Origin of the sequence: Streptomyces sp. NPDC026589, assembly GCF_040638385.1 — a bacterium.
In the GTDB taxonomy this organism is placed as follows: Bacteria; Actinomycetota; Actinomycetes; order Streptomycetales; family Streptomycetaceae; genus Streptomyces.
Genome location: NZ_JBEZYG010000027.1, coordinates 1 through 17,694, shown reverse-complemented (window position 1 = coordinate 17,694; position 17,694 = coordinate 1). Strand labels below are relative to the sequence as shown.

At 73.5% G+C, this 17,694-nt stretch carries 14 protein-coding genes; 10 read left to right on the top strand and 4 right to left on the bottom strand.

The features are described 5' to 3' along the window. Positions 1 to 362: 362 nt before the first annotated feature. Both disA and radA read right to left on the bottom strand, forming a co-directional pair. Positions 363 to 1,487, bottom strand: a complete 1,125-nt coding sequence (disA, locus tag AB0F29_RS33975) for a DNA integrity scanning diadenylate cyclase DisA (protein WP_007456913.1) — start codon at positions 1,485 to 1,487, stop codon at positions 363 to 365. 79 nt (positions 1,488 to 1,566) lie between these two features. Beyond that, entirely contained in the window at positions 1,567 to 2,988 is a 1,422-nt protein-coding gene (gene radA, locus AB0F29_RS33970) for a DNA repair protein RadA (protein ID WP_018959693.1), read from the bottom strand. 180 nt (positions 2,989 to 3,168) lie between these two features. Here radA and AB0F29_RS33965 point away from each other — a divergent pair, with 180 nt between their 5' ends. Then, the gene (locus AB0F29_RS33965; RefSeq protein ID WP_361880469.1) at positions 3,169 to 5,214 is read left to right on the top strand and encodes a hypothetical protein; all 2,046 of its coding nucleotides are present in this window, start codon (positions 3,169 to 3,171) and stop codon (positions 5,212 to 5,214) included. Positions 5,215 to 5,276: 62 nt separating this feature from the next. Here the strand turns inward: AB0F29_RS33965 and AB0F29_RS33960 are convergent, their stop codons facing one another. Continuing rightward, the gene (locus tag AB0F29_RS33960) at positions 5,277 to 6,146 is read right to left on the bottom strand and encodes a hypothetical protein (protein WP_361880466.1); all 870 of its coding nucleotides are present in this window, start codon (positions 6,144 to 6,146) and stop codon (positions 5,277 to 5,279) included. A 238-nt stretch (positions 6,147 to 6,384) separates the two neighbouring features. Here AB0F29_RS33960 and AB0F29_RS33955 point away from each other — a divergent pair, with 238 nt between their 5' ends. From AB0F29_RS33955 to ilvD, 4 genes are all read left to right on the top strand, one after another. Then, positions 6,385 to 7,335, top strand: coding sequence for a Ppx/GppA phosphatase family protein (locus AB0F29_RS33955; RefSeq protein WP_361880463.1), 951 nt, complete (start codon positions 6,385 to 6,387; stop codon positions 7,333 to 7,335). Between the two features lie 172 nt (positions 7,336 to 7,507). Then, positions 7,508 to 8,341, top strand: coding sequence for a sugar phosphate isomerase/epimerase (locus AB0F29_RS33950; RefSeq protein WP_018959688.1), 834 nt, complete (start codon positions 7,508 to 7,510; stop codon positions 8,339 to 8,341). Between the two features lie 50 nt (positions 8,342 to 8,391). Then, positions 8,392 to 9,018: a TetR family transcriptional regulator gene (locus tag AB0F29_RS33945; protein ID WP_361880734.1), complete on the top strand. Its 627-nt coding sequence runs from the start codon at positions 8,392 to 8,394 to the stop codon at positions 9,016 to 9,018. Positions 9,019 to 9,187: 169 nt separating this feature from the next. Beyond that, positions 9,188 to 11,038, top strand: coding sequence for a dihydroxy-acid dehydratase (ilvD, locus tag AB0F29_RS33940; protein WP_361880460.1), 1,851 nt, complete (start codon positions 9,188 to 9,190; stop codon positions 11,036 to 11,038). A 322-nt stretch (positions 11,039 to 11,360) separates the two neighbouring features. On the opposite strand, the gene AB0F29_RS33935 is transcribed toward ilvD, so the two are convergent. Next, a complete protein-coding gene (locus AB0F29_RS33935) occupies positions 11,361 to 13,535 on the bottom strand; it encodes a PQQ-binding-like beta-propeller repeat protein (RefSeq protein ID WP_361880731.1) in 2,175 nt (724 codons plus the stop codon). A gap of 133 nt (positions 13,536 to 13,668) precedes the next feature. Here AB0F29_RS33935 and AB0F29_RS33930 point away from each other — a divergent pair, with 133 nt between their 5' ends. From AB0F29_RS33930 to proC, 5 genes are all read left to right on the top strand, one after another. Further along, positions 13,669 to 14,025: an SH3 domain-containing protein gene (locus tag AB0F29_RS33930; RefSeq protein ID WP_361880457.1), complete on the top strand. Its 357-nt coding sequence runs from the start codon at positions 13,669 to 13,671 to the stop codon at positions 14,023 to 14,025. 43 nt (positions 14,026 to 14,068) lie between these two features. After that, positions 14,069 to 14,599, top strand: coding sequence for a hypothetical protein (locus AB0F29_RS33925; protein ID WP_361880454.1), 531 nt, complete (start codon positions 14,069 to 14,071; stop codon positions 14,597 to 14,599). Between the two features lie 175 nt (positions 14,600 to 14,774). After that, a complete protein-coding gene (locus AB0F29_RS33920) occupies positions 14,775 to 15,617 on the top strand; it encodes an ABC transporter ATP-binding protein (protein WP_361880451.1) in 843 nt (280 codons plus the stop codon). Further along, positions 15,614 to 16,399 carry an ABC transporter permease gene (locus AB0F29_RS33915; protein WP_361880448.1) on the top strand — a complete coding sequence of 262 codons (786 nt, stop codon included), beginning with the start codon at positions 15,614 to 15,616 and terminating at the stop codon, positions 16,397 to 16,399. The genes AB0F29_RS33920 and AB0F29_RS33915 overlap by 4 nt, the downstream gene beginning before the upstream one ends. 120 nt (positions 16,400 to 16,519) lie before the next feature. Next, a complete protein-coding gene (gene proC, locus AB0F29_RS33910; protein ID WP_361880446.1) occupies positions 16,520 to 17,329 on the top strand; it encodes a pyrroline-5-carboxylate reductase in 810 nt (269 codons plus the stop codon). Positions 17,330 to 17,694 lie beyond the last annotated feature (365 nt).

Sequence of the window (17,694 nt, the reverse complement as noted above, 5' to 3'; positions counted from 1 at the left end):
GTCCGGCGTTTGAGGACGGAACCGTCCACGCGGACGAGCGAAGCGCCTACGGGCCCGGGCAAGCCCGTATGAGCGCCGCCCGCCCAGGCCCGGGGTTCCGTCCTCAAGCGCCGGACGGGCTGGTTGTGGCTCGGGAGCAGTCCTCGATGCCGGAGACGGGCAGGGGGTGTGGCCCGTGCCCGGGCTCAAGTGCCGGTCGGGCTGGTCCGGGCCCGGGCCCGCCCTCAAGCGCCGGACGCGGGCAGTCGTGGCCCAGGCCCGCCCTAAAGCGCCGGACGGGCGCGGTGGTCCGGCGGGCTGAACCGCGCTGGGCGGCACGCGAAAGAGGGCGCCCACCCGGACGCCCTCACCCGCGGCCGATCTCAGACGTACCGCTCCAGGATCGACGACTCCGCCAGCCGCGAAAGCCCCTCCCGCACGCTGCGCGCCCGCGCCTCGCCGACGCCGTCCACGGTCTGGAGGTCGTCCACGCTCGCCGCCAGCAGCTTCTGGAGACCACCGAAGTGCTCCACCAGCCGCTCGATGATCGCCCCCGGCAGCCGCGGCACCTTCGCCAGCAGCCGGAAGCCCCGCGGGGACACCGCCGAGTCCAGCGTCTCGGGCGAGCCGCTGTAGCCCAGCGCCCGCGCCACCACCGCCAGCTCCAGCAGCTCCGTGTGGCTCAGCGCGTCCAGCTCGGTCAGCGCCTCGGCCACCGTGCGCGACCGCTTCGCCGTCGGCTCGGGGACGTAGTCCCGGACGACCAGCTCCCGCTCCGGCTCCACCCCGGCGATCAGCTCGTCCAGCTGGAGGGAGAGCAGCCGCCCGTCGGTGCCGAGCTCGACCACGTACTCCGCGATCTCCGTCGCGATCCGCCGCACCATCTCCAGCCGCTGCGCCACCGCCGTCACGTCCCGGACGGTGACCAGGTCCTCGATCTCCAGCGCGGACAGTGTGCCCGCCACCTCGTCGAGGCGCAGTTTGTACCGCTCCAGCGTGGCGAGCGCCTGGTTGGCCCGGGACAGGATCGCGGAGGACTCCTCCAGGACCCTCCGCTCCCCGTCCACGTACAGCGCGATCAGACGCATCGACTGGGAGACCGAGACGACGGGGAAGCCGCATGCCTTGGAGACCCGGTCCGCCGTGCGGTGACGGGTGCCCGTCTCCTCCGTGTGGATCGAGGCGTCCGGGACCAGCTGCACGCCGGCCCGCAGGATCTTGGTCATGTCCTTGTCGAGGATCAACGCCCCGTCGAGCTTGCACAGCTCGCGCAGGCGCGTCGCCGTGAACTCCACGTCCAGCACGAATCCGCCGGTGCACATCGACTCGACGGTCTTGTCCATGCCCAGCACGATCAGCCCACCGGTATTGCCGCGGAGAATGCGCTCCAGGCCGTCCCGCAGGGCCATTCCGGGCGCGACCGCGCTCAACGAGGCGCGCATCAGCGCCTCGTTACCGGTGCCTTGGCCGGACTTTCCGGGCGTCGTCGCCCGGTCGTTGGCTGCCACTGCACTCCTCCGGTCACAGGTTGCGATGCCCTTGCGTCCCCCATGCCGTGTCCACGGGCGGGCGAGACCAGGGCAAAGTCTACCGGCGCGCGTTGTCTTCCTGACGAGGCTGCGGCGCCTCTTGACGAGACCGGCGCGGGAGAACCCGCAGAGCGTCGCCCATGTCGGCGACTTCCGTGACCTTCATACCGGCCGGGACCTTGCCCGGGTCCGTCGGAACGAGCGCGTGGGTGAAGCCCAGACGGTGTGCCTCGGCCAGTCTCCGCTGCACCCCGGTGACCCTCCTGACCTCGCCCGCGAGCCCCACCTCACCGATCGCGACCAGGTTCTTCGGGAGCGGGGTGTCGCTGGCCGCGCTGGCCAGCGCGAGCGCGATCGCCAGGTCCGCGGCGGGCTCGGTGAGCTTCACGCCGCCCACCGTCGCGCTGTAGATGTCCCGCTTGCCGAGCGCGGTGATCCGGCCGCGCTGCTCCAGCACGGCGAGCATCATCGATACCCGGGAGGTCTCCAGACCCGAGGTGGTGCGCCGGGGCGAAGGGATCTGCGAGTCGACGGTGAGCGCCTGCACCTCGGCGACCAGGGGCCGCTTGCCCTCCAGGGTCACCGTCAGACAGGTGCCCGGCACCGCCACGTCGCGGCGGGTCAGGAAGAGGCCCGAGGGGTCGGCGAGACCGGTGATGCCCTCGTCGTGCAGCTCGAAGCAGCCGACCTCGTCGGTCGCCCCGTAACGGTTCTTGACGCCGCGCACCAGCCGCAGCCGGGCGTGCCGGTCGCCCTCGAAGGACAGCACCACGTCCACCAGATGCTCCAGCAGCCGGGGCCCGGCGATCGCGCCGTCCTTCGTGACGTGGCCGACGAGCAGCGTGGCCATCCCGCGCTCCTTGGAGGCCCGGATCAGCGCTCCGGCGACCTCCCGGACCTGGGCCATCCCGCCGGGCGCGCCGTCGATCTCGGGCGAGGCGACCGTCTGCACCGAGTCCAGGACGAGCAGCGAGGGCTTCACCGCGTCCAGGTGGCCGAGCACCGCGGAGAGATCGGTCTCCGCCGCGAGGTAGAGGTGGTCGTTGATCGCCCGGATCCGGTCGGCCCGCATCCGGACCTGGCTCGCGGACTCCTCGGCGGTCACATAGAGCGTGCGGTGGTCCTCGCTCGCCGCCTTGGCCGCCACGTCCAGCAGCAGCGTCGACTTGCCGACGCCCGGCTCGCCCGCCAGCAGGACGACGGCGCCCGGCACGAGCCCGCCGCCGAGCACCCGGTCCAGCTCGCCGACGCCGGTCGAACGGGCGGTGGCCTGCCGGCTGTCGACCTGGCCGATCGGCACGGCCGCCGTGGAGACCCGGCCGGCCGCGGTGGTGCGCACGGCGGGGGCGCCGCCGAACTCCTCGACCGTCCCCCACGCCTGGCACTCGGGGCAACGGCCGAGCCACTTGGCGGTGGTCCAGCCGCATTCGGTACAGCGGTAGGACGGCCGGTCCTTCGCGGATTTCGTACGGGCAGCCATGGCGCCACCGTATAGGTGAGGTACGACAACGCCTCCAGGGCGGCGGCGTGCGGGGCGCCTCCGCGCGCAGGGCGCACGGAAGCGCGCCGGAGCACGACGGGCGGAATGCGCGATCTCTGTCCTCTTTCGAGGGATACGTTCACCCGTAAGGGTTAAATGTGCTCCAGGGGCACTTGGGGCATGTGCTCCTCTGCCTACGGTCGCCGGGTGACGAGCAGCAGGCTGGAGACCCCGACGCACACCACCGGCGCACACCGGGCGCACCGCCGAGCGACCCACGCCCCGGCACAGCGACCGCCCGCACGTTATGAGCCGTATCTCGACGGACTCTTCACCTACTGCCTCTCCGTGCTCTGCGACCACGACGCGGCCGCCGAAGCGCTCGGCGCCGCCCTGTCGGTCGCGGACCGGCAGGACGCCCGGGGCCCCACGGCCGAGGAGGAACGTAAATCCTGGCTGTACGCGCTGGCCCGCTGGACCTGCCTGCGCACCCTCACCGAGCGCGGACGCGGCCGCCAGGCCCACCGCCGTCCCTCCGGGACGGTCAAGCCGCCCCACACGGCCAGGGCCTCCGCCACGCGCGAGACCTCCGCCACCCGGACAGGCTCCGATACGCGCAAGGTTTCCGATCCGCGACAGGGCTCCACGACCTCCGCGCCGCCCTGGCACACGGGGGCGCACACCACCCGGCGCACGCCGGAGCACGCCTTGCCCGCCACCCCCGAGGACGCCACCGCGCCCGCCACTCCCGAGGACGCCACCGCGCCCGCCACTCCCGAGGACGCCACCGCGCCCGCCCCTTCCGAGTCGCCGGCCGCCGAGGCCCGCCGCCGGGAGCTCGCCACACTCGCCTGGCCCGAGGCCGCGGGCACCACCCCGGAGCAGCGCGAAGCCCTCGAACTGGCCGTGCGCCACGGGCTCGCCCCGCGCGCCGTCGCCACCGTGCTCGGTCTGGAGCCGGCCACCGCCCGGGAGCTGCTGGCCGGCGCGGCCTGCGAGGTGGAGCGCACCCGCGCGGCCCTCGCGGTCGTCGAGACCGGCGGCTGCCCCACCGTCGCCCGGATCACCGGCGACCACCAGGTGCTGCTCTCCGCCGCCCTGCGCCGCGAGCTCGTCCGGCACGTCGACGACTGCCCCCGCTGCCGCCGTGCCGCCGAACGGGCCGATGCCGCCGGACCCTGGCCCGGAGCGGCCCTCGCCCCGGTCGCCGCCCTGCCCGTCGTCGAGGCCCCCCGCCCCTCCGTGTACGTCGCGATGGCCCAGGCCCAGCGCTCCCGCGCCGCCGGCCCGCGCTTCGACCGGGCCGGGTATCCGCTCGACCCCAAGGACCAGGCCGCCCGGCGGGACCGGCTGCGCGCCCGGGTCGTGACGACCACGGTCGTCGCGACGGTGGTCGCCGCCCCCGTGATCGCCCTGTGGGCCGCGTACCGGGGTGCGCCCCAGACCGGCGAGGGCCACGACGGGACCTCGGTCACCGCCACGGAGGCCGACGGCGTCGGCGGTACGAGCGGCGACTCCCGCAACGACACCGACGACACCGACCACAGCGGCGACGGCCGCCCCGGCAACCGCTTCGGCGCCCGCGCCCCGGATGTCACCGCCGAGGTCGTCAGCACCGGTGGCGCCCGGCACGGCGACGCCCGGCTCGTGGTGACGGCCCGGACCTCCGGGGCCGTCACGACGCTCACGCTGACCGCCTCCGGCCGGGGACCGGTCAGCTGGTCGGCGGTGACGGATGCCCCGTGGCTGAGCCTCAGCCGTACGTCCGGCACGCTCGCGGCCGGGCAGAGCACCACGATCGCGGTCTCCGTGATCCGGGACGCGCAGCCGGGCGGACCGTGGCGGGCCCGGATCTCACTGACGCCCCCGGGCTCCGCCGTGCTCATCGACGGTCACGGGGCGACGGCCCCGACGACGGGTGGCCCGCGCCCCACGCGCCCGGGCACGGGCTCCCCCCGGCCCACGGACCCGGGCACCACGGACCCCGGCCCGACCGATCCGGGCCCGACCGATCCAGCTCCCACCGACCCCGGCCCCACCGACCCCGGCCCCACCGACCCCGGGCCGGGCCCGACCGACCCCACCGATCCGCCGGACCCCACGGACCCGCCGGACCCGACCGGCCCGCCCGAACCGACACCGGGCCCCACCGACCCGACCGACCCGAGCCCCACGGACCCGGCCCCGACCGGCCCCGGCCCCTCCGCGCCGGACCCGGCGGGCTGACCGCGCCGGACCCGGCGGGCTGAGCCCCGGGGCCCGGCGGGTCGAGGGCTCGCCGGCCGGTCTCAGCGCTTCTTCGGCGCCGGGAGCGGGTCCGCCGGGTGCGGGGCCATCGGCAGCAGCGACGACAGCCGCTCCTCGCAGAGCTCGACCAGCCGGGCGTACCCCTCCTTGCCCATCAGCTCGATCAGCTCCGGGCGGTAGGACACGTACACCGGGTCACCGGCCCCGTGCGCCGAGGTGGCCGAGGTGCACCACCAGTGCAGGTCGTGACCGCCCGGACCCCAGCCCCGGCGGTCGTACTCACCGATCGTCACCTGGAGCACCCGCGTGTCGTCGGGCCGGTCGATCCAGTCGTACGTCCGCCGCACCGGCAGCTGCCAGCACACGTCCGGCTTGGTCTCCAGCGGCTCCTTGCCCTCTCGCAGCGCCAGGATGTGCAGCGAGCAGCCCGCCCCGGCGGGAAAGCCGGGCCGGTTCTGGAAGATGCAGGAGCCCTCCCAGCGGCGCGTCTGGCGTTCCCCGTCCTCGTCGACGCCGACCCACCCCGACTCCGCACCGACGTCGTGGAACTGCCACAGCTCGGGAGTGAGCCGGGCCACGTGCCCCGCGACCCGCTTCTCGTCGTCCTCGTCGGAGAAGTGCGCGCCCAGCGTGCAGCAGCCGTCGTCCGCCCGGCCCGCCTGGATGCCCTGGCAGCCGCTGCCGAAGATGCAGGTCCACCGCGAGGTCAGCCACGTCAGATCGCAGCGGAAGACCTGCTCGTCGTCGGCCGGGTCGGGGAACTCCACCCAGGCCCGCGCGAAGTCGATGCCCTTCTCGTCGGACGGGACCGCGGACGGGACCGGCCCGCTCGCCTCCGGCTGCGCTGCCTGCTTGTTCGACTTCTGCTTCTTCGTGGCTTTGTCCTGCTTAGCCTTTTTCGTCTTTGGCACGCGCCCAGAGTAAGTCCGACCGGCGCATGGGGGGCGGCGTCACGGGGCTGGGCACGCGCATCTGCGGCGTTGTCGTCAATCACCATGGCTCCTTCCCCAAGCTCTCGGCTCCGCTCGACCAGGGGAGACCCCATCTGCCTCAATCCTCCGCCTTGCAACTGCACGCACCCAGCCCCGCTCCTTCTCCCACCCCCCATGCGCCGGTCGGACTCGTCCGATGGCGCAGTAGCGTTCCCGTATGAGACTCGGAGTCCTCGACGTGGGATCGAACACGGTTCATCTGCTGGTGGTCGACGCCCACCCCGGCGCCCGTCCGCTGCCCGCGCACTCGCACAAGGCGGAGCTCCGCCTCGCCGAACTCCTCGACGAGGCCGGCGCGATCGGCCCCCTCGGCGTGGACCGGCTCGTGGCGACGATCGCCGGCGCGGTCCAGGCCGCCGAGGACAAGGGGTGCGAGGACGTGCTCGCCTTCGCCACCTCCGCCGTGCGCGAGGCGACCAACGCGGACCTGGTCCTGGAGCGCGTACGGGTCGAGACCGGCGTCGATCTCGCGGTCCTCAGCGGCGAGGAGGAGGCCCGGCTGACCTTCCTGGCCGCCCGTCGCTGGTTCGGCTGGTCGGCGGGGAAGCTCCTCGTCCTCGACATCGGCGGCGGCTCCCTGGAGATCGCCTTCGGCATCGACGAGGAGCCGGACACCGCCGTCTCCCTGCCGCTCGGCGCGGGCCGTCTCACCGGCGCCTGGCTGCCGGACGACCCCGCCGGCCCCGAGCAGGTCAGGGCGTTGCGCCGGCACGTGAGGGCCAGCATCGCGCGGACGGTGGGGGAGTTCGCCCGGGCCGGCCGCCCCGACCACGTCGTCGCCACCTCCAAGACCTTCAAGCAGCTCGCCCGGATCGCCGGCGCCGCCCGCTCCACCGAGGGCCTGTACGTCCAGCGCTCGCTGAGCCGCAAGGCGCTGGAGGACTGGGTGCCCAAGCTGGCGGCGATGACGGTCGAGGAGCGCGGCCGGCTCCCCGGAGTCTCCGAGGGCCGGGCCGCCCAGCTTCTCGCCGGGGCCCTGGTGGCCGAGGGGGCGATGGACCTGTTCGGCGTCGAGGAGCTGGAGATCTGCCCCTGGGCCCTGCGCGAGGGCGTCATCCTGCGCCGCCTGGACCACCTCCCCGCGGAACGCGCCGCACTGCTGGGCTGACGTACGACGGCGGGACCCGGGCCGCACCGCTCGGGTGACGTCGCGGCGGCGGGACTCCGGCCCGCACCGCTCACGTGACGTACGGTGACGGGCCCATGGCCCTGATCACTTTCCGCCAGGAGACCTCGGCACGGCGCACCCGTGCCCGTACGCTGTCCAGGTGGCAGAACCAGTGGTGCGCATCCCCGATGCGAAGGTCGCCCTGTCAACGGCCTCGGTCTACCCCGAGTCCACCGCGACGGCCTTCGAGATCGCCGCGCGCCTGGGGTACGACGGCGTCGAGGTCATGGTCTGGACCGACCCCGTCAGCCAGGACATCGAGGCCCTGCGCCGACTCTCCGACTACCACCGGGTCCCGATCCTCGCGGTGCACGCCCCCTGCCTCCTGATCACCCAGCGCGTCTGGTCCACCGACCCCTGGGTCAAGCTCCAGCGGGCCAGGGCCGCCGCCGAGAAGCTCGGAGCCTCCACCGTCGTGGTGCACCCGCCGTTCCGGTGGCAGCGCAACTACGCCCGCGATTTCGTGACCGGGATCTGGCGGATGGCGGAGGAGACGGACGTCCGGTTCGCCGTCGAGAACATGTACCCCTGGCGCTACCGGGACCGCGAGATGCTCGCGTACGCCCCCGACTGGGACGTCACCAACGACGACTACCGGCACTTCACGGTCGACCTCTCGCACACCGCGACCGCCCGCACCGAGGCGCTCGCCATGGTGGACCGGATGGGCGACCGGCTCGCCCACGTCCACCTCGCCGACGGCAAGGGCTCGGCCAAGGACGAGCACCTGGTGCCCGGCCGGGGCGACCAGCCGTGCGCGGAGCTGCTGGAGCGCCTCGCCCGTACGGGCTTCGACGGCCATGTCGTCATCGAGGTCAACACCCGCCGCGCGATGTCCTCCGCCGAACGCGAGGCCGACCTCGCGGAGGCGCTGGCCTTCACCCGCCTCCACCTGGCGACCGCGACCGCCGCCGACGGCCCGTCCCCGAGGATCCGCCGCCCGTGACCGAGGAGCCGGGACGACCGCCCGTGACCGAGGAGCCCGGCCGACCGTCCGTGACCGAGGACGCTCCCGCCACTCCCGCGCCGCGCCGCCGGGGCCGGCCCTCCCGCAAGGCCGCGTCCGAGGGCCCCGACGCCCGTACGCGCATCCTGGAGGCGGCCCGTACGGAGTTCGCCGAGCGGGGCTACGACAAGACGTCGATCCGGGGCATCGCCAAGGCCGCCGGGGTCGACGCGGCCCTCGTCCACCACTACTTCGGCACGAAGGACGAGGTCTTCGCCGCCGCCGTCGAGGTCACCTTCGAGCCGGCCCTGGTCGTCCACACCGTTCTCGGCGGCCCGCCGGAGGGCCTGGGGGAGCGGCTGGCGCGCTTCTTCCTCTCCGTGTGGGAGGACCCGGCGACTCGCTCCCCCCTGCTGGCGATCCTGCGCTCCGCGCTGACCCACGAGGCGGCGGCGAAGGTGCTGCGCGAGTTCGTCCTGCGGCGGCTGCTGGAGCGGATCGCGGCGGAGCTGGACGTTCCGGACGCCACGTTCCGCGCGGAGCTGGCCGCCTCGCACATGATCGGCATCGCGATGCTGCGGTACGTGATCCGCGCCGAGCCGCTGGCCTCCGCCGATCCGGAGGACATCGTGGCGCTGGTCGCCCCCACGCTCCAGCGATACTTGGGCGACCGCTGAACCCCGGCCGGAACCCCGGCCGGAACCCCGGCCGGGGCTGACCATCCAACGGCCACGGCGTCCCGCATTCCGGACGGGCTGTCCAGATCTTGGATCCGGGGCGTACGCTCGAAAGCAGTCTTTTCTTTAACTGTCGGAGGCAGCCCCCCTGCCGAAGGAGCGAGCGACGATGCCGCAGCTGAGGTCCCGCACGGTCACCCACGGACGCAACATGGCGGGCGCGCGCGCCCTTATGCGCGCGTCGGGCGTAGCGAGCGCGGACATCGGCAAGCCGATCATCGCGGTCGCCAACTCGTTCACCGAGTTCGTCCCCGGCCACACCCACCTCGCCCCGGTCGGCCGGATCGTCTCCGAGGCGATCCTGGCGGCGGGCGCGGTCCCGCGCGAGTTCAACACCATCGCCGTGGACGACGGCATCGCGATGGGCCACGGCGGCATGCTCTACAGCCTGCCCTCCCGCGACCTGATCGCCGACTCCGTGGAGTACATGGTCGAGGCGCACTGCGCGGACGCGCTGATCTGCATCTCCAACTGCGACAAGATCACCCCGGGCATGCTGATGGCCGCCATGCGCCTCAACATCCCGACCGTCTTCGTCTCCGGCGGCCCGATGGAGGCCGGCAAGGCCACCCTGGTCGACGGCACGGTCCGCAAGCTCGACCTGGTCAACGCGATCAGCGACGCGGTCGACGAGTCCATCTCCGACGAGGACATGCTCCGCATCGAGGAGAACGCCTGCCCCACCTGCGGCAGCTGTTCCGGCATGTTCACCGCCAACTCGATGAACTGCCTGACCGAGGTCCTCGGCCTCTCCCTCCCCGGCAACGGCTCCGTCCTCGCCACGCACACCGCCCGCAAGGCGCTGTACGAGGACGCCGGCCGCACGGTCGTCGAGATCACCAAGCGCTACTACGAGCAGGACGACGAGACGGTCCTGCCGCGCGCCATCGGCACCCGCGCCGCGTTCGACAACGCGATGGCGCTGGACATCGCCATGGGCGGCTCGACCAACACGATCCTGCACCTGCTGGCCGCCGCCGAGGAAGCGGAGCTGGCGTACGGCCTCGACGACATCAACGAGGTCTCGCGCCGGGTCCCCTGCCTCTCCAAGGTCGCCCCGAACGTCGCCCCCGGCGGTACGTACTACATGGAGGACGTCCACCGGGCCGGCGGTATCCCCGCCCTCATCGGCGAGCTCCACCGCGGCGGCCTGCTCAACGAGGACGTGCACGCGGTGCACTCCGACACCCTCGCCGAGTGGCTGAAGAACTGGGACGTCCGCGGCGGCTCCCCGTCCCCCGAGGCCGTCGAGCTGTGGCACGCCGCCCCCGGCTGCGTCCGCTCCGCCACCGCCTTCTCGCAGTCCGAGCGTTGGGACACCCTCGACCTGGACGCGGCGGGCGGCTGCATCCGCGACGTCGAGCACGCCTACTCCAAGGACGGCGGCCTCGCCGTCCTCAAGGGCAACCTCGCCGTGGACGGCTGTGTCGTGAAGACGGCCGGCGTCGACGAGTCGATCTGGACCTTCGAGGGCCCGGCCGTCGTCTGCGAGTCGCAGGACGAGGCCGTCGACAAGATCCTCCGCAAGGAGATCCAGCCGGGCGACGTCGTCGTCATCCGATACGAGGGCCCGCGCGGCGGCCCCGGCATGCAGGAGATGCTCTACCCCACCTCCTTCCTCAAGGGCCGGGGCCTGGGCAAGGTCTGCGCGCTGGTCACCGACGGTCGCTTCTCCGGCGGCACGTCGGGCCTCTCCATCGGCCACGCCTCGCCCGAGGCGGCCTCCGGCGGCACCATCGCGCTCGTCGAGGACGGCGACCGGATCCGGATCGACATCCCGAACCGCTCCATCGAACTGCTCGTCGACGACGCCGAACTGGCCACCCGACGCGAGGCGCTGAACGGCGTGTACGCGCCGAAGAACCGCGACCGCAAGGTCTCGGCCGCGCTGCGCGCTTACGCGGCGATGGCGACGAGCGCGGACCGCGGCGCGGTCAGGGACGTCTCGAAGCTGGGCTGACGTTCCTGCTCAGGGGCTCGGCTTCCCCGGCACCTTCGGGCACCTCTCCGGAGCCTTCGGGCACCTCCCCGAGGGCTCCGGTGACCGTCCCAGCCCGCCCGGCGGCTCCGGACGGCCTTCTCAGTCCCTCCGGCGACTCTCCCGGTGGCTCCGGGCGACCCGTTCAGTCTCTCCACCGACCATCCCGGCGGCTCAAGGCGCCCCATTCAGTCTCTCCACCGGCCATCCCGGCGGCTCCGGGCGACCCATTTCAGCCCCTCCGGCGAATGAGGAGCGGGTCCGGGGCAGAGCCCCGGGAGGAACCCGAGGGCGGGCCCGGGCCTCACCAGCTGCCCGGCTCCGCCCCGTCCACCGCGAAGACCGACCCGTCCGGCGCCGTCCCCACGACCGTCCGCCCCGCCGCGACCGGGGCGGGCAGGTCGGAGGCGTAGGCGAGCTTCCCGCCGCTCAGCCGCGCCCGGGTCTGCCCCACCAGCGCACCCCGGTCCGTGTCGACGGCCAGCAGCCGCCCGTCCGCGGCGGAGAAGTACAGGTGGCCGCCCTCCCCGAGCACCGGGGCGGAAGCCCGCCCGACCCCCGTCTCCAGCCGCCACAGCTCGGCCTTCGCACCGCCCGCCGCGGTGTCGACGGCCAGCAGCGACCCGCCCCGCGCCAGCAGGTACGCGACGTCCCCGGCCATGACCACCTGCGGCCCGTCCAGCGTGAAGGGCAGCGGGACCCGGGCCGATCCGCCGGTGCCGGGCGCGTACCGGACCAGCTCCGTCGTGTCCGAGTTCTCGTCCATCGCCGTCAGCACCAGCTCCCCGGCACCGGCGGTCCCGACCGGGGTGAGGGCCCCGTCCAGCCGCCGCTGCCAGGACGCCCGGCCGGTCGCGGCGTCCACCGCCGTGACCAGGGTCGACGCGCCGGAGGACGTCTGCTCGAAGGCGTAGGCGAGCCCGGACGCCCCGTCGTACAGGGCGAAGTCGGGCCGGCTGTGCCCCGCCAGCGGCTGCTCCCAGCGGGTCGCCCCGCTCGCCCCGTCCAGCGCCGTCACCGTGCCGTCCTCCGCGACGGTCAGCAGCGTGTCGCCCGCCGGGAACGCGCCACCGGGACTCGCGGACAGGGCGGTGTCCCGGACGGCGGTGCCCTTCACCGGGTCGAACGCGCGCAGCTTCCCGTCCGGACCGGCGGACAGCACGACCCCGCCCGAGACGACCGGAGCGTGGGCGGCCGTGCGCGACGAGGAGGACCGGGCCGACCACAGCACGCGCCCGTCCGCCGGATCGATCCTGGCGGTGCCGCCCCCGGCCGCCGAGCAGTACAGCGCGCCCCCCGCCCCGGCGGTGGAACAGGCGGGCGTGGCGGTGCCGGAGGTCCGCAACGCGGTACGCCACGGGGTGACGGCACCGTCGCCCTGCCCGCCTCCGGCGCCCGCGCGTTCCGGCTCCGGGCGGCTCGCGTCCGTACCGCCGCCCCACACGGCGTACGCCCCGGCGCCCGCTCCCGCCATCAGCAGGAGCAGCGCCGCCGCCACGACCAGCCGGACACGCGGCAGCCGCCGGCGCCGCACCACGGGCACGGGGCCCACATGCGTGTCCGCCTCCGAACCGTCCCGCTCCCGGGCCGGCGGCACCGCCGCCGCGACCACTGCCCGGCGCCGCTGCGACGGCAGGAACGCGTCGGCCTCGTACGACGGGGGCAGCAGCGCCTCCATCACCTCGCCCGGCGTGGGCCGGTCGGCCGGGTCCTTCGCCAGGCACCGGGCGACCAGCGGCGCGAGGTCCTCCGGCACTCCGCCGAGGTCCGGCTGGTCGTGCACCACTTGGTACGCCACGATGTACGGGCTGTCCGAGTCGAACGGACCCCGGCCGGTCGCCGCGTGGACGATCACGGCCCCCAGCGCGAACACGTCGGCCGGCGGCCCGACCTCGCGCGGCCGCTGGAACTGCTCGGGAGCCATATAGGGCGGCGAACCGATCAGCTTGCCCGTCTCGGTGCGCAGATCGCTGTCGTACGGCCGGGAGATCCCGAAGTCGATGACCTTGGGGCCCCCGTCCGTCAGCAGTACGTTGCTCGGCTTCAGATCGCGGTGGATCACGCCCGCCCGGTGGATGTCCCGCAGCGCCTCGGCGAGCCCGGCGGTCAGCCTGCGCAGCTCGGCGGGGGCCATCGGGCCGCTCCGCTTCACCTGCTCGGCGAGCGTGGGCCCGGGAATGTAGAGGGTGGCCATCCAGGGCCGCCCGGCCTCCGGATCGGCGTCGACGACGGGGGCCGTGAACGCCCCGCTCACCCGTCGCGCGGCCGCCACCTCCTGCCGGAACCGCGCCCTGAACTCGGGATCCGCCGCGTACGGCGCGTGCACCACCTTCACGGCGAGCTGCATCCCCGAGGGCGAGCGCGCCAGATGCACGACCCCCATGCCGCCCGAGCCGAGACGGGCCTCCAGACGGTAGGCGCCGGCGTAACTCGGAAACTCCGCTTCCGGATGGGTTCCGGGCTCTCGCAGCGGCGGCATCGCCCACCCCCGTGTGTTCGTGCGCATGCGACGCACGGAGCCTAGTCGATGGTGCGTGCGAGAGGCACGGGGCTTGCTAGCCTGCGCGTCGTACGCGCCTCGCGTACGCGACATCTCAACGGGGGAGGCCCACATGGGCGTTGAAGAGAACACCGCAGAGCCCACGCGCGACGAGGTGGACGGGGCGGAAGGGGCGACGGCCGTGGCGGAGGCCGAGCTGAAGGTGGAGACCACCGCGTCCGGCACCCGCTACCCGGTCGCCCCGGGCTACCGGGTCAACGTCCGCACCGGCCCCGGCACCAGCTACCGCATCGTCAGGACCATGCCGTACGGGCAGAAGATCCCGATCTACTGCCAGAAGCCGGGCGAGACGGTCACCGGCCCGTACGGCACGTCGAACCTCTGGGACAACATCGCCAACGGCCAGTTCGTCGCGGACGCCTACGTCTACACGGGGCGTGACGGCTACGTCGCACCGCGCTGCGACTGACGGCTGCGCCGGGCACCCGGGGGCTGCGGGGATAATCGGCCTCGTGAGCGAGAACAGCGCAGCCCCCGGCACCCCGCCCGCCACGGCCCCGGGCCCGCGGCCCGAGCCCATCCGCTTCTTCGGCACGACCTGGGTCGACCACGACGGCGGTTACGGCCTCCGGCGGGCCGGCGTCGCCGTCGGCTCGCTGGCCACCGCCGTGGCCGCCTGCTTCCTCCTGCGCTTCGCCTACGAGGGGCTGGAGATCGCGGAGGTCGGGGGCATCGTCGGGATGCTGGTGATCGGGATGTTCTCCGTCTGCAGCGCCATCGCGTTCCGCAAGACCTGGGAGGGTTTCGGCGCCCGCCCGAAGGACCCGGGCCGGGAGGACTCCCTGCGCGGCCTGAAGTCGATCGGCTTCATCGGCTCGCTCCTCGCCTACTTCGTCCGCTCGCTCACCGAGGCCCCGGGCGAGAAGCTGCGCCGCACCGAGTACGAGAAGGCCCGCGTCCAGTTCGAGAAGCGCCGCTCGACCCGTACCGGCAACCCGGCGGCCCGCAGGACCTCCGGCCGCAAGCGCCCCAAGCGCGCCTGAGGGCCGGCCCCGCCCCCGCCCGCGTCTGAGAGACGAGACCCAGCAGCCCGCCGACCCCGCGTCGGCGGGCTGCTGGGTCGTTCGGCCCGCGTCCCCACCCCGTGACGAAACCCCATGAGGAGGCCTGGGACGGGACCCCTTGACGGGCGGCACTGTCGAGCGAAGAATTCAACACATGATGAATTACAGGCGCGGGGCCACGCCGACCGAGCCCCCGACGCACCCACCACCACCCCCGGCGATCGAAGCCCGCGGCCTCACCGTCGTCCGGGGCGACCGCACCGTCCTGCGCACCCTCGACTTCACCGTCCGACCCGGCGCCATCACCGGCCTCCTCGGCCCCTCGGGCTGCGGCAAGACCACCCTCATGCGCACCGTGGTCGGCACCCAGGCCAGAGCCACCGGCACCCTCGACGTCCTCGGCCGCCCCGCCGGCGACCCCGCACTGCGCAGCCGCATCGGGTACGTCACCCAGGCGCCCTCCGTCTACACCGACCTCACCGTCCGGCAGAACCTCGACTACTTCGCCGCCGTCCTGCACCCCGGCCGCGCCCACCGGGCCGCCCGCCGCGACGCCGTCACCCGCACCATCGAGGACGTCGACCTCACCCGTCACGCCAACGCCCTCGCCGGGGCGCTCGCCGGCGGCCAGCGCAGCCGCGTCTCGCTGGCCGTCGCCCTCCTCGGCACCCCGGAGCTGCTGGTCCTGGACGAACCGACCGTCGGGCTCGACCCCGTACTCCGCCGCGATCTCTGGGACCTCTTCCACCGCCTGGCAGCCGACCGCTCCACCGCACTCCTCATCTCCTCCCACGTCATGGACGAGGCCGAGCGCTGCCACCGCCTCCTCCTGATGCGGGACGGCCTGATCCTCGCCGAGGACACCCCCGACGCACTGCGCCGCCGCACCGGCACGGAGACCGTCGAGGAAGCGTTCCTCCACCTGGTCGACGAACACCCGGCCGACATGGCCACGCCACCACCCACCCCGCCCCACACCCGGGAGGCCTCCCGATGACGGCCACCGCCCCGCCCGCGACCGAGGGCGCCCCCGCCCGCCCGCTCACCCCGTCCCGCACAGCAGCCACCGCGGGCCGCGTCCTGCGCCAGCTGACCCACGACCCCCGCACGATCGCGCTCCTCGTGATCGTCCCGGTGCTGCTGATCACCCTGCTCCGTTACGTCTTCGACGGCGCGGCCGGGACCTTCGACGCGATCGGGGCCGCCCTCCTCGGCATCTTCCCGCTGATCACGATGTTCCTGGTGACCTCGATCGCCACCCTGCGCGAACGCACCTCGGGCACCCTGGAGCGCCTTCTCGCCCTCCCGCTCGGCAAGGGCGACCTCATCGCGGGCTACGCCCTGGCGTTCGGCGCGGTCGCGGTTCTCCAGTCGGCGCTCGCGACGGCCGTCTCCATCTGGCTGCTGGGCCTGGACGTCACCGGATCACCCTGGCTGCTCCTCCTGGTCGCCCTCCTCGACGCCCTGCTCGGCACCGCGCTCGGCCTGTTCGTCTCCGCGTTCGCCGCGTCCGAGTTCCAGGCGGTCCAGTTCATGCCGGCGGTGATCTTCCCCCAGCTCCTGCTGTGCGGCCTGTTCACCCCGCGCGAGGCGATGCACCCCGCCCTGGAGGCGATCTCGAACGTCCTGCCCATGTCGTACGCGGTCGACGGCATGAACCAGGTCCTCCACCACCCCGACATCACCGGAGACTTCGTCCGCGACATCGCCGTGGTCGCCGGAAGCGCCCTCCTGGTCCTCTGCCTCGGCGCGATCACCCTCCGCCGCCGTACGCCGTGAGAACCCCGATGCGAGGATGACGACGGGACGACGGCCCGCACCAGACGACAGATCACAGCCCAGACCCACAGCCAGAGCACCGCCCAAAGCACAGCCCAGCACCGCCCGGAGGGTGAACGCATGACCCAGACAGTCGCAGTCCTCGGCACCGGCAAGATCGGTGAGGCCCTGCTCAGCGGGATGATCCGGGCGGGCTGGCGACCGGCCGACCTCCTGGTGACCACCCGCCGCGGCGACCGGGCCCAGGAACTCCACACGCGGTACGGGGTCGAGTCCGTCACCAACGCGGAGGCGGCCAGACACGCCGACATCCTCATCCTCGCCGTGAAGCCCCAGGACATGGGCAAGCTCCTGGACGAACTCGCCCCGCACGTCACCGCCGACCGCCTGCTCATCAGCGCCGCGGCCGGCATCACCACCGCTTTCATCGAGGACCGGCTCACCCCGGACACCCCGGTCGTCCGCGTCATGCCCAACACCCCGGTCCTCGTCGACGAGGGCATGTCCGTCATCTCGGCCGGCAGCCACGCCACCGGCGCGCACCTCGCCACCGCCGAGGAGATCTTCGGCGGCGTCGGCAAGACCCTGCGCGTCCCGGAGTCCCAGCAGGACGCGGCGACCGCCCTCTCCGGCTCCGGCCCCGCCTACTTCTACTTCCTGGTCGAGGCCATGACCGACGCGGGCATCCTGCTCGGCCTGCCCCGCGCCCAGGCCCACGACCTCATCGTCCAGGCCGCGATCGGTGCGGCCGTCATGCTCCGGGACAGCGGCGAACACCCGGTCAAGCTCCGTGAAGCCGTCACCAGCCCGGCGGGCACGACCATCAGCGCCATCCGCGAGCTGGAGAACCACGGAGTGCGCGCGGCCCTCATCGCAGCCCTGGAGGCAGCCCGCGACCGCAGCCGCGAACTGGCCTCCGGCAACGGCTGACGACCGGCTCAGCCCCACCGCCCGCCCCCGGCCACCGGCACCACCGGCCGGGGGTTGACACACTCCGGACACCTCCGTAGTGTGCTCCGAGTTGTCCGACGTGAGCGCCGACTCCGGTCGGTCCCCGGACAGCCATTCCGCAGTAACCACGACAGAACGCGCGACCTCGTGTCGCATGGTCTTTCGTGTGCCTGCGCGAAATGAGGAATCCGCGTTCGAAGGAACGCACCCCGATTAGCGTCGGGGCGCAGGATTCCGCTAAAGTCTCACTCGTCGGAACGGCCCAACAGCCGGGAAGACAAACCCCGCTGACTGGGAATCAGGCCCGAAAGGATCTGATAGAGTCGGACTCGCCGGAAAGGGAG

Excerpts from the sequence above, each read along its gene's own strand:
- AB0F29_RS33935 (WP_361880731.1), bottom strand. The coding sequence starts at position 13,535 with ATGCCGCCGCTGCGAGAGCCCGGAACCCATCCGGAAGCGGAGTTTCCG.
- AB0F29_RS33915 (WP_361880448.1), top strand. The coding sequence starts at position 15,614 with ATGACGGCCACCGCCCCGCCCGCGACCGAGGGCGCCCCCGCCCGCCCG.
- proC (WP_361880446.1), top strand. The coding sequence starts at position 16,520 with ATGACCCAGACAGTCGCAGTCCTCGGCACCGGCAAGATCGGTGAGGCC.
- radA (WP_018959693.1), bottom strand. The coding sequence starts at position 2,988 with ATGGCTGCCCGTACGAAATCCGCGAAGGACCGGCCGTCCTACCGCTGT.
- AB0F29_RS33920 (WP_361880451.1), top strand. The coding sequence starts at position 14,775 with ATGATGAATTACAGGCGCGGGGCCACGCCGACCGAGCCCCCGACGCAC.
- AB0F29_RS33965 (WP_361880469.1), top strand. The coding sequence starts at position 3,169 with ATGTGCTCCTCTGCCTACGGTCGCCGGGTGACGAGCAGCAGGCTGGAG.
- AB0F29_RS33955 (WP_361880463.1), top strand. The coding sequence starts at position 6,385 with ATGAGACTCGGAGTCCTCGACGTGGGATCGAACACGGTTCATCTGCTG.
- ilvD (WP_361880460.1), top strand. The coding sequence starts at position 9,188 with ATGCCGCAGCTGAGGTCCCGCACGGTCACCCACGGACGCAACATGGCG.
- AB0F29_RS33930 (WP_361880457.1), top strand. The coding sequence starts at position 13,669 with ATGGGCGTTGAAGAGAACACCGCAGAGCCCACGCGCGACGAGGTGGAC.